Origin of the sequence: Cupriavidus basilensis, assembly GCF_008801925.2 — a bacterium.
Lineage (GTDB): Bacteria > Pseudomonadota > Gammaproteobacteria > Burkholderiales > Burkholderiaceae > Cupriavidus > Cupriavidus basilensis.
Map to the genome: position 1 here is coordinate 152,168 of NZ_CP062806.1, position 14,710 is coordinate 166,877.

12 protein-coding genes and 1 pseudogene are annotated in these 14,710 nt (G+C 65.4%); 7 read left to right on the forward strand and 6 right to left on the reverse strand.

Features of this window, described 5'->3' with window-relative positions; translation table 11 throughout:
* Positions 1 to 82: 82 nt before the first annotated feature.
* The 4 genes from F7R26_RS38310 to F7R26_RS38325 form a co-directional block, all read right to left on the reverse strand.
* Positions 83 to 1,591 carry a carotenoid oxygenase family protein gene (locus F7R26_RS38310; protein WP_150984742.1) on the reverse strand — a complete coding sequence of 503 codons (1,509 nt, stop codon included), beginning with the start codon at positions 1,589 to 1,591 and terminating at the stop codon, positions 83 to 85.
* A 12-nt stretch (positions 1,592 to 1,603) separates the two neighbouring features.
* Positions 1,604 to 2,350, reverse strand: a complete 747-nt coding sequence (locus tag F7R26_RS38315; protein WP_241754851.1) for an alpha/beta fold hydrolase — start codon at positions 2,348 to 2,350, stop codon at positions 1,604 to 1,606.
* A gap of 81 nt (positions 2,351 to 2,431) precedes the next feature.
* Positions 2,432 to 4,159 carry a class I adenylate-forming enzyme family protein gene (locus tag F7R26_RS38320; RefSeq protein WP_150984745.1) on the reverse strand — a complete coding sequence of 576 codons (1,728 nt, stop codon included), beginning with the start codon at positions 4,157 to 4,159 and terminating at the stop codon, positions 2,432 to 2,434.
* A gap of 19 nt (positions 4,160 to 4,178) precedes the next feature.
* Positions 4,179 to 5,171, reverse strand: coding sequence for an NAD(P)H-dependent flavin oxidoreductase (locus tag F7R26_RS38325; protein WP_150984746.1), 993 nt, complete (start codon positions 5,169 to 5,171; stop codon positions 4,179 to 4,181).
* A gap of 281 nt (positions 5,172 to 5,452) precedes the next feature.
* On the opposite strand from F7R26_RS38325, the gene F7R26_RS38330 reads away from it, so the two are divergent.
* From F7R26_RS38330 to F7R26_RS38355, 6 genes are all read left to right on the forward strand, one after another.
* Positions 5,453 to 6,382: a winged helix-turn-helix transcriptional regulator gene (locus F7R26_RS38330; protein ID WP_150984747.1), complete on the forward strand. Its 930-nt coding sequence runs from the start codon at positions 5,453 to 5,455 to the stop codon at positions 6,380 to 6,382.
* A 91-nt stretch (positions 6,383 to 6,473) separates the two neighbouring features.
* Entirely contained in the window at positions 6,474 to 7,670 is a 1,197-nt protein-coding gene (locus tag F7R26_RS38335) for an acetyl-CoA C-acyltransferase (protein WP_150984748.1), read from the forward strand.
* A 121-nt stretch (positions 7,671 to 7,791) separates the two neighbouring features.
* A complete protein-coding gene (locus tag F7R26_RS38340) occupies positions 7,792 to 8,775 on the forward strand; it encodes a Bug family tripartite tricarboxylate transporter substrate binding protein (RefSeq protein ID WP_170301784.1) in 984 nt (327 codons plus the stop codon).
* A 75-nt stretch (positions 8,776 to 8,850) separates the two neighbouring features.
* The gene (locus tag F7R26_RS38345; protein ID WP_150984750.1) at positions 8,851 to 10,176 is read left to right on the forward strand and encodes an MFS transporter; all 1,326 of its coding nucleotides are present in this window, start codon (positions 8,851 to 8,853) and stop codon (positions 10,174 to 10,176) included.
* A 46-nt stretch (positions 10,177 to 10,222) separates the two neighbouring features.
* Positions 10,223 to 10,987 (forward strand): SDR family NAD(P)-dependent oxidoreductase, encoded by a 765-nt coding sequence (locus tag F7R26_RS38350; protein ID WP_241754852.1) that lies wholly within the window; start codon positions 10,223 to 10,225, stop codon positions 10,985 to 10,987.
* Positions 10,984 to 12,471 (forward strand): aldehyde dehydrogenase family protein, encoded by a 1,488-nt coding sequence (locus tag F7R26_RS38355; protein WP_150984752.1) that lies wholly within the window; start codon positions 10,984 to 10,986, stop codon positions 12,469 to 12,471. The genes F7R26_RS38350 and F7R26_RS38355 overlap by 4 nt, the downstream gene beginning before the upstream one ends.
* A 603-nt stretch (positions 12,472 to 13,074) precedes the next feature.
* On the opposite strand, the pseudogene F7R26_RS38360 reads toward F7R26_RS38355, so the two are convergent.
* Positions 13,075 to 13,299: pseudogene (locus tag F7R26_RS38360) on the reverse strand (aldehyde dehydrogenase family protein); the annotation flags it as partial.
* A gap of 172 nt (positions 13,300 to 13,471) precedes the next feature.
* Here F7R26_RS38360 and F7R26_RS38365 point away from each other — a divergent pair.
* Positions 13,472 to 14,008, forward strand: coding sequence for a dihydrofolate reductase family protein (locus F7R26_RS38365; protein ID WP_150984753.1), 537 nt, complete (start codon positions 13,472 to 13,474; stop codon positions 14,006 to 14,008).
* 82 nt (positions 14,009 to 14,090) lie between these two features.
* On the opposite strand, the gene F7R26_RS38370 is transcribed toward F7R26_RS38365, so the two are convergent.
* Positions 14,091 to 14,519, reverse strand: coding sequence for a transposase (locus F7R26_RS38370; protein ID WP_241754853.1), 429 nt, complete (start codon positions 14,517 to 14,519; stop codon positions 14,091 to 14,093).
* Between the last annotated feature and the right edge of the window lie 191 nt (positions 14,520 to 14,710).

A 14,710-nucleotide genomic window follows, 5' to 3' on the forward strand; every position in this document is an offset into this window, starting at 1 on the left:
TGAAATCCGCCGGGCCTCTGCGGGCCCTGGCTTGAGGGGTGCGTGATGCAGGGCGATGCGGCGCGCGCCGCTCGCCTGCGTGCTACCGCTGCAGGGCCGTTTCGAAGCCGGCTTCGAACCCGGGCAGCATGGCAGGGGTGGCCCAGAATGCATGGGCGCCAGTGGGTACCTGCTGCGGTAGCACGATCCGCGCCACCGGCCCCTTCGTGATGTCCCGCGCGTCGAAGATCGCGCACTCCCCCTTGCCGGTGTTGACGTTCGTGAGGAAGGTGACGAGGTAGCCGTCGTCCTCCTCCGTGGCGCCGCGGCGTTGGGCGAAAGGCGCCTCGCTCAGGTAGCAGCCCGGTGGCAGCATGTACGTCTGGGTCTTGCCGGTGACGAAATCGTATTTCTTCAACCCATTGAGCAGCCAGAAGCCCTTGGTCGGGATCGCGTTGTAGCTGTAGCGATAGGAGCGCCCGTTGTGCAGGCCATTGACCATCGGGAATTCCGTCACCTGGTCGTCGAGATCTTCTTCGCGCGTTTCGCCGGTGCGCAGGTTGAAGCGCCAGCGATGCATGCGCGCCTTCTGTGCGTGCAGGTCGAGCATGGCTTTCAGGCGTGCGTAGCCTTCGGATGGCAGACCGGACAAGTCGGGAATGGGGTTGCTTTGGATGCAGCCGTCCATCACGATCTCGTCGCCGTCCTCGTACGTGTTGGACAGGTGCAGCACGTAGCAGGGCTCGGCCTCGAACCAGCGCACGTCGGCATTGGTGCCGAAGCGGGGGATGACGCCGAAGCGCGCCGGCACGTCGCGCCAGAAACTGAGCCGGTGCGATCCCTGGCGCAGGCGATCGGGGTCAAAGAAAAGCGGCAAGTCATGCAGCACGCAGTAGTTCTCGGTCATGCCGAGGTCGTGCGGCCAGCGCGGGCCGGGCAGTTCGATGGGCTCGTAATGGATGAGATTGTTGTCGCGATCGATCACGCCGTAGTTCATATACGGCGGCGTTTCGCCGAAGTTGAAGAACGTCATATGGCCGGTGTGCTCGTCCACCTTGAAGTGCGAGCAGATGCCGAGTGGAAACAGCGTGCGTGCCCAGTTCGGCTCGACTCCGGTAGTTTCCAGGCTGAGCGGATCGAGTCGGTACGGCTCCGAGCATTGCGACATGGCCACGAGGATCTTGCCGCCGTGGACGATGATGTCGGTCCCGGCGTTGTCCTTCATCGCGCCGATCGAGCCCCAGCCGCGCAATGCCGCCCGGCGCGGCTCGATGATGCCAGGCCACAGGGACTTGCCCGCGGCCTGCTCGGCGAGGAAGCCGATGGTGCGGACCCAGCGGTTGCGGTACTGGACCTTGCCCCCGTGGAAAGCCATGGCGTGAATCATGCCGTCGCCGTCGTAGGGGTGGTAGCGGCCGATCGACTCGTGCACTGGGTTATGGCCGTTGCGCACGTAGAGGCCGCTCAGGTCGCGCGGGATCTCGCCGATGATCTCGAGGTCGGGCGAGGTGGCGGTCCACTCGGTATCCACTGGGCGCCAGGCGTCGTTGAGGTAAGGGTTCTCGTTCGGCCAGACGATGGTGGGCTTGGCCTGGAATGCGATGTTCTTCATGGCGAGATGGGGTTAGGCGCGCACGCGGCGCTGGAGGAAATCGAGCAGGTGGCGGTTGAAGACTTCGGGCCTTTCGGCCCAGGCGAAATGGCCGACGTCGGTCATGCAGACGAATTCTCCCCGGGGGAGCTTGCCGGCGAGCTTCTCCATCACAGCGGGCGGGGCGGCGGAAAGGTCGTGCTCGCCGGCGATGCACAGTACGGGCACCTGCATGCGCGGGAGAATGTGGCGGCCGTCGAAGCGCGAGATGGCATGGATGGCGGCGCGGAAGGTTTCCGGCCGCATGTTCGAGACCACTTCGATGACGCGCTCGACCCCCGGACCCGATGCGCCCGGGGCCATCATCCTGCGCAGCATGCCGGGGCCGAATTCGGCGATGGACTTTCCGGCATCCAGCGGCGCCACGCGATCGCTGACGAACTTCTGCTGCCATTCGCCTTCGGTCTTGCCGAAGGCCGCGCTGGTTGCGGAGAGCACGAGTCCGTGGACACGCTCGCGGCGCAGGTCGAAGGCAGCCTGGGCGATCATGCCGCCCATGCTGTGGCCAAGCAGCACGTTGCGGCTACCGCCCACCGCGTCAATCAGGCGGGCGAGGGCGGCGGCCGCGACGTCGACGTCGAAGGGGTCGGGAAGCGGGCTCATGCCATAGCCGGGGGCGTCCCATGCCACCACGCGGTAGCCATTCGCCACGAGGGCGGCGGTCTGGTCGCGCCAGTAGGCCTTCGCGCCGAAGGCGCCGTGGAGCAGGAAGACGGTCACGTCGCCGTCGCCGGTGACGCTGTAGTCGGGGAGTCTTGGCTCTGTCATAGTGGGGTGCGTGGAGAAAAGGTGGTCAGGTAGTTAGGGCGTGACGTCCGCACCTTGCCGCGCCAGTTCGCGCAGCGGCGCCTTGAGGATCTTGCCGGCGGGATTGCGGGGCAGTTCGGGCAGCACGAGCAGGCGCTGCGGCAGCTTGTAGATGGCGACCTGCCGCACATGCAGCAGGTAGTCGCACAGCGCTTCCAGGCTCGGCGGCTCGCTCGCGGCATCAGACGCGGGAACGATCACGGCGCACACCTTTTCTCCGAGCCTGTCGTCCGGATAGCCGACCACGGCCACGCAGTCGATCTCGGGATGGCCGATCAGCAGGGACTCCAGCTCCTCGGCGGAAATGTTGGTTCCCCCGCGCACGATGATGTCCTTGGCCCGCCCGACGAACTCCAGGTACTGTCCCCGTTCGCCGGCGATGCGAAACAGGTCGCCGGTCCGGTAGAAGCCGCTTTCCGTGAACGTGCGCGAGGTGATCTCCGGCATGCGGAAGTAGCCCGAGAACACGCCGGGGCCGCGAAAGCACAGTTCGCCGGTCTGGCCCGGCGTTTCGATCATCTCGCCGGTGGCCGGGTCGATCAGCTGGGTCTCGACGTATGCTGCCGAGCCTTGCGTTGAGACGCACTGGGTCACGCCATAGCGAGGGAAGTAGCGGCCGCGCTCAGCAGGGTCGGGCAGGTCCCGGGCGGTCGCAGCCAGCGAGGCGCCTTCGCTGGAACCATAGAAATTCAGAATCTCTACGCCGTGGCGGTCCAGGAAGGTACGCACGACCCACTCCGAAAGCGCGGCCGAACCGGAGCTGATGTGGCGCAGGCAGGAGAGATCGACGTCGCCCAGCATGGATTCATGCTTCAGGAGCTCGTGCAACACGGCCGGCGGGCCACTCGTGAATTCAATCCGCTCATCCTGGATCTGGCGCAGGAAGATCTCCAGCGACATTGGCTGGTGCAGGACCAGGCGGGCAGCGCGATCCAGCCAGGTGATCAGGCTTCCGGAGATCCCGCCCATCGTGCTGAGCAGGCGGGGCGAGAGGATACGGCAGCCCGGCTGCAGGCCCGCGGCATCGGTCATCAGTCGGCGCGACACTAGCCACTGGTTGTGCGTGCGCGGGACCGCCTTGGGCCGGGATTCGGTGCCGGATGTCCAGATGATCGTGGCGACGTCGTTCGCGTCCACGGGATGAAGCGTTTCGTGGCGGGCGAGCCGGGCGAGGTCTGCGGGCTGGCGCAGGGCGGCATCGAGGCTCACCATGCCGGCCGGCACGTCGTCGCCGAACAGCAGGACGTCCCGCAGCGTGGGATGCTCGTCCGCCAGCACGGCGGCCACGGAGGCGTGGCAGGTCTTGCCGAGCCGGCGCACGCCGAGATAAGCGCGTGCGCTGACGTGGCTGACGATGTGGCGCAGCTCGTGCTCGCGATACTGCATCGGCACGGGCGAAACGATGATGCCGAGCTGCCAGCAGGCGAGGTAGACGAGGGGAAACTCGTGCGTCGTCGGCAACTGGGCGATGATAACTTCGTCGCGGCGCAGGCCGGCGTCAAGCAGCACGGACGCTAGGCGGGCGACCTTGTCGGCCACTTCGCGCCACGTCAGCCGGACGGGCGTACCATCGGTGAAGTCCTGGCGGTTGGGCGGGTCGACCAGAGCGACGGCGTCAGGTGATAGCGCCGCCGCCTGGCGGAAGACGTCGAAGAGCGTTTCTCGGCCCCACCAGCCTGCGCGCGTGTACCGGTCGATATCTTGTCTGGAGGTGATGATCATGGTGCGGGGATCCCTCGGGTCACAGTTGGCCGGCGCGCGCACGGGCGGCCCAGGGGTCGGTGTTCAGACGGGCCACCGCGTGGCGGAACTCGGCGCGCAGGCGTGCGATGACGGCGGCGGCGGACTCGACGGCGCGGATCTGTCCGACGCCGTGCCCGGCCGACCACAGGTCCTTCCACGCCTTGGCATCTTCCTCGCGGTTGCTGAGGTCGAAGCGGTCGCGCGGCTTCAGGTTGTCGGGATTGAGTCCGGCGGCGACGAGGCTCGGCCGCAGCTTGTTTGCCCACGCACCGGTGATGGCGTTCGTGCATATGATGTCGGGGAAGGCGCAGTCCACCACCATCTGCTTGTAGGCCTGCACGGCATGACTCTCGTCGGTTGCGATGAAGCGCGTGCCCATGTAGCCGAAATCCGCACCCATCGCCTGCACGGCGCGCAGGGAAGCGCCGTCGCTCATGCCGCCGCCGACGACGATGTAGCCGTCGAAGAATTCCCGTACTGCGCTGACGAAGGCGGGCGCGGACATCGGTCCCGTATGTCCACCGGCACCCGAACAGACCAGCACCAGGCCATCCACGCCGCTGGCAGCGGCCTTGCGGGCGTACTCGGGCGTGTTGACGTCGGCGAAGACCAGACCGCCGTAGCTGTGCACGGCCTCGACCACCGCGCGCGGACCGCCCAGCGCGGTGATCACCAGCGGCGCCTTGTGCCGGACACAGAGCTCGAGGTCGGGCTGGAGCCGCCTATTGGACGTATGCGCGACCAGGTTGACGGCCCACGGCGCGCACCGCTGGCCGCTCGACAGGCGGGCGTTGCGCGCCCGGCCGATCTGGCCGAGCCAGTCGTCGAGGATCTCGGGCGTCCGGGCGTTGAGGGAAGGCAAGGCGCCAATTGCTCCATTGGCGCAGGCGGCCGTGACCAGTTCGACAGAAGACACCAGAAACATCGGGGCGACGATGAGGGGAAGGTCGAGATGCTCGAACAGTGAAGAGGAGGGGGCGGTTGTTGTCATGGGAAACCGGTGGCGATATTAGACTTCAATATATGAACTTACTCGGTGAAAAAGAAGCCGCATGAGCGGCAAGGGGCTAGGCGGTAAGGGCGTTTCATCCTCCGACGGCCCCATCCCCTGTTGAACAGGCTGGTGTATACTTCAATATGTGAACCAATATAGGACGCGATAGCGACAGTGGTCAAGAGCTGTCGAAATCAGGGTCTTCCCCATGTGCGACGCGCGCCGGCCTGCGTGCATGACGGCTGGTTACAATCTCCTTTTCATTCCCACCTGACTTCATGGCCCCTGCTGAACACCGCCAGATACCGAACAGCTCTGTTGTCCGCGCCCTTTCTATCGTCGGCGATGGATGGGTGCTGCGCCTGCTGCGCGAAGCCTTCCGCGGTGTGCGCCGCTTCTCCGATTTTCATGAACGGCTCGGCATCCCGAAGGCCGTGCTGTCCAAGCGGCTGACCCATCTCGTCGAATCGGGTATGTTCTCGCTGTATGAGTACCAGTCGGTGCCTCTGCGCCACGAGTACCGACTGACCGAGATGGGGCTGGATTTCTGGCGCGTGCTGCTGACCATGTGGGACTGGGAGATCCGCTGGGACCCTGATCCTGGCGACATGCGCCTCAGGCTGACGCACCTCGATTGCGGACACGAGAGCCGTCCCGTCTCGTCCTGCAGCCATTGCACGCAGCCGCTACAACTGGCCGATATCTCCCGTCGGCCGGGTCCGGGGCAGGGAAGCGAAACGATGTTGCCCCCGCGCTCGCGACGGCGCATGAACGCCGGTAGCGCGAAGAGCCCTGGAGAACCGACGCTGCGCTCGCAGATCATCCGGACGGTGGGCGACCGTTGGACGCCGATGGTGATGGGTTGTATCTTCCGGGGTAACAGGCGATTCAACGAACTCGAGGCAGAGCTGCGCATCCCGCCGTACATCCTGGGCCAGCGGCTGAATGAACTGCTTGAACTGGAACTGATCGAGCGTCGCCGCTACCAGGAAGCGCCGCCACGCGACGAATTCCTGCTCACCGCCAAGGGACTCGCCCAGCACCACTACACCCTCCAACTGATGCGCTGGGGCGACCGCTGGCTTGCCGGCGACAAGGGGCTGCCGCAGCTCATGATCCACAACCTCTGCGGACATGTCTTCCACGCCGACCTGCGGTGCAGTCACTGCGGCGAGGTCCTCGAACGCGAACGCGTCCGGCTCCTTTAGGGAAAACACGCAAACCAATTTCCTTTACATCGTCCTATATGGTTCGTATATTGAAGTCATTGGACTTAAGGACGACAGCGAAGGAGCGAGATTGGATGCCTTTATCGTGGATGCCGTGCGATCCCCGCGCGGCCAGGCACGCGCCGGCGGCGCGTTGGCCGGCGTCAAGCCGGTGCATCTGTTGGCGCAGGTGTACGAGGCGGTGGCAGCACGCGCCGGGGTCGACACCGGTGCGGTCGAGGATGCGATGATCGGCTGCGTCTCACAGACCGGCGAGCAAGGCTCGAACATCGGCAAGATTGCCGCCCTGTATGCGGGATGGAGCCCCGCGATGCCGGCGGCGACCATCAACCGGTTCTGCAGCTCGGGACTTTCGGCCGTCGGGCTGGCCGCGCTCCAGGCCGCCGCGTCGGATGGCCTGGCGGTCGGCGGCGGGGTGGAGATGATGTCGCGCGTACCGATGTTCAGCGACAACGGTGCATGGCGCAACGACCCCGAGATCGCCGAGGCCACGCATTTCATGTCGCCCGGGATCGGCGCGGACCTGGTGGCAACGCGCCACGGCATCAGCCGCGAGGCTTGCGACGCCTACGCGGCACTGTCGCAGCAGCGCGCCGCGTCGGCCAGGGAAACGGGCCGTTTCGCAGCGTCGCTGGTTCCCGTGCGTGACATGGCGGGGACTGTCGTGCTCGCGCAGGACGAGACGATCCGGGCTGGCACGACCGTCGGGACGCTTGCCGCCATGCAGCCCGCTTTCGCTGCCGAGGGCGACGCCGGCGGCGACGCGATGCTGTTGCGGCATTTTCCGGACCTCGATGCCGTGCAACACGTTCACCATGCCGGCAACTCTCCCTGCATGGCCGACGGTGCCGCACTGGTCCTGCTCGCCTCGCGCCAGGCCCTCCAACGCCACGGGCTGCGCGCCCGCGCCCGGATCCTGGCGGTGGCGGACGCCTGCGTTCCCTTCGTACAGACCGGCGCGGTGGAAGCCACGAGGAAGGTGCTAGACCGAGCCGGCCTGACGCTGTCGGATATCGATCTCTTCGAGGTGCGGGATTCGTTCGCGGCAGTTACGCTGCACTACGTGCGGACGCTCGGCATTGACATGGAGCGCTTCAACGTGAACGGCAGCTCGATCGCGCTCGGCCATCCCATGGGCGCCACCGGAGCGATGCTGGTCGGCGCGGCGCTGGATGAACTGGAACGCATCGACGGTAGGCGCGCAGTCGTGGCAATTCCCGGCGCTGCCGGCGTTGCCGTGGCCATGATCATCGAACGGGCACAGTGAGGCCGCGCACGTCGTCCGACATATCGCCCAGTAGGTTCATTTGTTGAAGTAAATGCCGTTCGGGATACATGATGCGCGCCCGCCGGCCGATAGAATTAAGACGCATCCGGTGGAGACAACAATGAAGCACCTCCCTTTCCGCCTGCGCCTCGTGGCGCTGGGCCTGTCGGCCGTCGCCGCCCTCGGCGCGCCTGCTTCCTCTCAGGCCGAGCCGCCATGGCCCGCCCGGCCCATTGCGGTGATCGTGCCGTTCCCGCCCGGACCGGTGGATGTCAACGTGCGCATTCTGACCACGAAGGTCTCGGCCATCCTGGGCCAGCCACTGGTGCTGGAGAACCGTCCCGGCGCCGGCCAGCGCATCGGCGGCGCGGCATTGACAAGGGCGCCGCGCGATGGCTACACGATCGGTGTCGTCACTCAGGCAGGACTGGTCGTCGCGCTGGTGCTGGACGCGACGACCCAATACGATGTCCACAAGGATTTCACCTATCTGACGATGGGCTATGAATCGCCTTTCGTGATCACCGCGCCGGCGTCGAGCGGCATTCGGACGTTGGGTCAACTTGTCGACCAGGCCAAGGCGAAACCGGGCATCGTGAAGTTCGGCTCGACCGGCGCCGGCACCGCCTTCCACATTTGGACCGAGGCATTCAACGGGGCGGCCGGCATCCAGCTGCTGCACGTGCCCTACAAGGGCGAGTCGCCCCTGCTGCAGGATCTCGCGGGCGGCCAAGTCGACATGGCCTTTTCCTCGCCGACCATGCGCAACCTTGTCGACGCCGGCAAGTTGGTGGCGCTCGCCACGACGGGTGAGAGGCGGGCCTCACTGTTCCCCGGCGTGCCCACCGTGCGCGAGCAGGGCATTCCCTATACCGCCGTGTCGTGGCTCGGATTCGGCGCGCCCGCGGGCATTCCGGATGCCGTGCGCGACCGGCTGGTGACGGCCTTCCACCAGGCCATGCGCGACCCGCAGGTACAGGCCACGTTCAAGGCCAACGGCCTGCAACTCCTGCCGACGAGTCCAGAGGCATTCCGTAAGCAGGTGGCCAGTGAAATATCGCGCATGAAGGAACTGGTCGCCGCGCAAGGCATCAGGCTGGACTGATCGACTCGCCGGCCCATTTGGCCGGCCCTTCTCTACCCGTCGTCGCCAGCGCGCGACCATGTACGGAGCACACCCATGAGCCAACCCACTACGCTGGCCAGCATCCAACCGGCCAGCGCGTCGGCCCCCGGCCGGCTCAATGCCGACCACTACCGCGTGCTTGGCCTGTCCACCCTGGGCGGCGCGCTCGAGTTCTACGAGTTCATCATCTTCATCTTCCTGGCGCCGATGCTGAGCGCCGTGATGTTCCCCGCCGAAGTGCCGGCCTGGCTGCGCCAGCTCCAGACGCTGGGCATCTTCGCCGCCGGCTACTTGGTCCGGCCGCTCGGCGGACTCGTACTGTCCATGCTGGGCGACAAACTCGGGCGCAAGCGCATGTTCGGCGTGACGCTGATCCTCATGGCCGCGCCCACGCTCTGCATCGGCCTGCTGCCGACCTACGCGCAGGCCGGCGCGGTAGCACCGCTGCTCTTGCTGCTGTGCCGGTTGTGCCAGGGGATCGCAATGGGCGGCGAGTTTCCGACCGCGGTGACTTTCATCGCGGAGCACGTGCCGGAGCGCCGCCTGGGATTGTCCATCGGCACGCTGGGAGCCGCGTTCACCCTCGGCACCATCCTCGGCATCTTCGCGGTGATGGCGACGGGCGCCATGTTCGACAAGTCCCAGATGGCAAGCATCGGCTGGCGCCTGCCCTTCATCGTGGGAGGCGTGTTCGGCTTGCTCTCGTCCTGGTTGCGGCGGCATGTGAAGGAAACGCCGGTGTTCGAGGAGATGCGCCGGCGCAAGGATGCGTCCGAAGCCATGCCCTTGCGCACGCTGTTCCGCCGCCAGCCGCGCGAGGTCCTGATCTGCCTCGCGGCAAGCGCCACCACAGCCGGCGTGCTGTCCGCCGCGCTGCTCTTCCCGGTGACCTACCTGCAGGTGGAGCTGGGATTCTCGCGCGACGTGGTGCATCACGCCCAACTATGGATGACGCTATCGCTGCTGGCCGGCACGCTGGTAGGCGGCGCGCTGCTCGACCGCTTTGGCTGGGTGCCCGTGATCACACTGTTCGGACTGGCGACTGCAGCCGGCATCGGCTGGACCTTCGCCGCGCCCGATCCGCACACCCTACGCTACGGCTGGGCCATGGTGGGCTTCGGCGCCGGCTTCACCACCATGATGCACAACATCCTTGTGCGCAGCTTCACGCCGGAAGTTCGCGTGACCGGCATTGCCCTGACCTACAACCTGTCGCAGGCGGTGGTGGGCGGGCTGCTGCCGGTGCTGATGGGTTCGGTGGTGCATTTCTGGCCGATGGGCCTGGTCTGGATTCCGGTTTCCTTCATTGCTCTCGCCATTCTCGTGACGCCGCTGTCGTTGCGATACCGCAAGCCCATGCACGTGGCGCAGGGGGCCTGAGCACGTTCTGACTTTCTGACCTTCTGACCTTTCCAAGGAGATGCTGATGGATGGATTCACCTTGCTTCCGCCACCCGGTACACGCGTGGCCGTGGTGGGCGGTTGCGGCGGTATCGGCCGCGCAGTGGTGGCGCGCGCCGTGGAGATCGGCCTGCGCGTGGTAGTGCTCGACCTGCCGCGTTCGATGGCGTTGTTCCCGCCACCGGAAGGCGCGCTGGCGGTGGCCTGCGATGCAATGGACGAAGCCAGCATGGGCGCCGCCTTCGACACCGTCGCGCGCGAGTTCGACGGCCTAGATGCGGTCATCAACCTGGTGGGCTTCACCAAGGAGCGCATGCGCCTGTCCGACGTGCCGCTCGCCGAATGGGACGAGATCACCCGCGGCACACTCACAAGCGCCTTCCTCGTCAGCCGCGCGGCATTGCCTCTGCTGCGGGCGGCCGGCGGCGGATCGATGGTCCATACGGCGTCGACGTTCGGCGTTGCCGTGTCGCTGCCAGGCTACGGTCCCTATGCAGCATCCAAGGCCGGCGTGATGAACCTGGTGCGTGCCCTCGCCACCGAATGCGGGCCCGAGATCCGCGTCAATGCCGTCGCGCCGGGACTGGTGCAGACCGCTTTCCTGCAAGGCGGTACCGGCCGCCCCGAGAAGAACGAGCGGATTGATGCGGACGCCGTGACACGCATGCTGCCCATGCGCCGCATCGCGCAGCCCGCCGACATGGTGGGGACCTACCTGTTCCTGATCGGGCCTGGCTCGGTCTACATCACGTCGCAAACCATCCATGTCAACGGAGGCCTGTGGTCATGAGCTTTCCCATTCCAGCCGAGGTCACCAGCTTTATCGACGGCGAGTTCGTCGCACTTGGTGCCGGCACCCGGCTGCCGGTCGTCAATCCCGCCGACGAGCAGCAGATCAGCCTGTTGCACGAAGCCGACGCCGGCGAAGTGGGTCGCGCGGTGGCGGCGGCGCGCAACGCCTTCGCACACGGTCCGTGGCCGCGCATGGCGCCCGGGGCGCGCAAGGCTGTGTTCGCGCGCATCATCGAACTGGTGGAGCGTAATCTCGACGAACTGGCGTGGCTCGAAACCGCCAACACCGGCCAGACGCTGCAGTACGCCCGCCGGTATCAGTTGCCGCGCATCCTGGGCAGCTTCGGCTTCTACGCCGAATGGCTGGGCCAAGCCACCGAACTCGCTACCAAGGACGGCGACGCCACGCTGCGCTACGTGCTGCGCGAGCCGCTGGGCGTGGTGGCGCTGATCTCGCCGTCGAATGCGCCAACCGCGCTCGCGTCGACAAAGATCGCGGCGGCACTGGCCTTCGGCAACACTTGCGTCGTCAAGACGTCGGAGTACACCCCCCTGGCGCTGGCCCGGCTGATGTCGCTGTTGACCGACGCCGGTGTACCGCCCGGGGTGGTCAACCTGGTCAATGGACGGGGTCACGTGACAGGCAACGCGCTGGTGCGGCATCCGGACGTGCGCGCCATCTCCTTCACCGGCGGCACGGCTACGGCGCGCCAAATTGCGGCAGCGGCGGGCGAGGCGCTCAAGCGCGTCGACCTCGAACTGGGCGGCAAGTCGGCCAACATTGTCATGCCGAGCGCTGACCTCGACTTGGCCGTCGATGCGGCGCTTCTCGGCATCTACACCAACAACGGGCAGCAATGCTTCGCGGGCTCGCGCATCGTGCTGCACCGGGACATCGCCGACGCGTTCATCGGTCGCTTTGTCGATCGCGCGGAACGCATTCGCGTGGGACATCCGCTCGACGCGTCCAGCGAGAACGGGCCGCTGGCGTTCCGCGGCAGCTACGAGCGCGTGGAGTCCTATGTCGACATCGCACGCAGCGAGGGCTGCAAGGTGCTGGCGGGCGGCACCCGCGAGCCGGGCTTCGATCGCGGCTATTACTTCCGTCCGACCGCCGTGCTGGCTCCATCCAATGCCGCGCGCGTTTGCCAGGAGGAGATCTTCGGGCCGTTCGCGTCGCTGCTGGTGGTGGATTCGCTCGACAAAGCCGTCGCTGTTGCCAACCACTCGCGCTACGGACTGGTGTCGTACCTGTGGACAGGCGAACTGGGCGAAGCGATGGATGCGACCCAACGCATCCAGGCCGGCAACGTCCTGGTCAATACGCCAATGCTGTCGCTCGACCCGCGACTTCCCTTCGGCGGCTACAAGGAGTCCGGCGTCGGCAGGGAAGGGGCGCTGCCGAGCCGGCATTTCTATACTGAGGAGAAGACGGTGACAATAGCTCTGACCCCGCCGGCATTGCCGAAGCTGGGTCTCTAGCCTCCGGCACGGTTGCGGCGAATCCCACTCCTACAGACGCTTTCGTATGCCTCATTATTGCGACTCCCCACAGTTGCCGATGATGTGGCACGGGATCGGGTGGTGCGCCGCCGCTCTGTTGGCTAAAGCGGCCCTTGGGGTGTCTGTGCCCTCGGGCAGGTGATCGGCGCTTTGTGGCCGATCTTTGCCGTTGTCGGGGGCCGGTGGCACACGCTGTCCCTTCGGCTCCATTGCCGGTGACAAATATACTTCACGGCCCGCAACCGCTTATGCAGTAGGGGCTCGAGTGCTGGCCGGCGATGAACTTTCGTGTACGGCCGTCTTCAGACCTTGGCCCATAGTTGCGCTGAGCCATCCGAACGGCAGCTCCGCCAGACAACGGACTTTCGCGCTGCGACCGCGAACGTTGCGTTGTCGGCCGTAAGCCATCCCACGCCGTATCAATACCAACTTTCCTCCACGCTCGCGCTGATTGTCCATCCTCTGCCATTCAGAAGAGATTAGTGGGCGCCCGCGCCAACCGTTCATCATCTTCCAGTACTCACATACGCTGGAAATCCGCCTTGCGGGCGAGTCGTTTCAACGCGCGTTTGGGTTGCGCGATCAGGAAACAGTGAGAACTGCTTTCAGCTCGAGAAAAGCCTCGAGCCAAAACGTGCCGTACTCGCGGTTAATACCAGATTGCTTGAAGCCCCCGAATGGCGCGGCCGGTTCGTGTGCCAGCGTGTTGACCAGTACTCGACCCGCTTCGATTCTCCGTGCGAGCTCGCGCGCACGCTGGTCATCCGCCGAAAACACATACGCTTGCAAGCCGTAATTGGTGTCGTTGGTCGCAGTTTCACTCAGACGCCCTTCGGTGCGAACGCCCGCCTTCAACGATAATGGCCATTCGAGCGTCGCAAACTTCATGGATTGTGTCTGGCGGGACCGAAGAGTCTGCGCCACGGGCCGAGGCGCCGGCTAAAGCTTGAGCGCGATCCGACAGAACAATAGACTGACAATGATCACAGGACACGTCTTTATTGCTACCAGCCTTGACGGCTATATCGCCCGACCCGATGGGGACATCGACTGGCTTCTGAACCGAGATGAGCCGACAGAAGACCATGGCTATCCGACCTTCATCGCCGACAAAGACGCGATCATTATGGGCCGAGGCTGCTACGAAAAAGTCCTCACGCTGGGCGAATGGGCTTACGACAAGCCCGTTCTGGTGCTGTCCCGGCAATTGGCTGGGAAGCCCGTGCCGGAGAGGCTGCAGGGAAAGGTGCGGTTCTCAGATAGCACGCCCACGGATGCGATGAGGCAACTGGAGGCTGAGGGCGCGCGTCGCGTGTACGTCGATGGCGGTCAGTTGCTTCAGTCGTTTCTGCGCGACGGATTGATTGCCGATTTGGTGGTCACCACCGTGCCAGTGTTGATCGGGGCTGGCAGACCATTGTTCGGCGCCCTGCCGCGTGACGTCAGTCTGGCGCTCGAATCAAGCCGGCACTTTCCGTCCGGCCTAGTGCAGTCGACCTATCGCGTGCTGTACTAATTTGTGAAGATGCGATGATGAGGCTTGTACATCTGGCGCCGTGATCGCCACTATCTCGGTAGACGAGGCCTTGTGCGTTGCTTCAACCCATTCTAAAGCAGGTCAGCGTGGCGAGTCCCCGCCGGAAATGGCGGCTTCTCGGCCATTGCGACCGTTCGGGCACGATCAACGTGCCGGCTGCGCGTTGAATCTCGATGTGGATTACCTCGGGCGTCGCCGGCGCTGGCGTCTCGCATCGGTCTGCATCAGCGAGTTGCCCGGCTGCGGGCGAGGGCAGCACCTGCAGCGGTACAAACGCGCCGCCGTTCTGCAGCGTTGCCGGCATCTGGCGCTGACGGTCTTCGCGCATCCATCGGTGCACCATGTTGGGGTCCACGCCGTGGCTGAGTGCCACTCCAGCCACCGATGCGTCCTCCTGTCGGATCTGCTCGAGCACCGTCATCTTGAATTTGGCGCTGTACTCGCGCCTGCGCGGCCGCGCAACTGTCGACACTTTATCGATCGTCTCCACGATCTCCTTCGTGGGGAAGATGCAGGATCGCTTCGATCAACTCAAGGTGGGAACGTAGGGCGCTTACGTAGTTGGCGTCGATACGGGCGCGAACAGCGTTCACGGGCCCCTGAGAACGGTCTTCATCCCCATTTTTTGGGCGCAAAGTAGGGAGGCGTTTAAATTGATCCACTGTGGATCGCCCTAGTTTT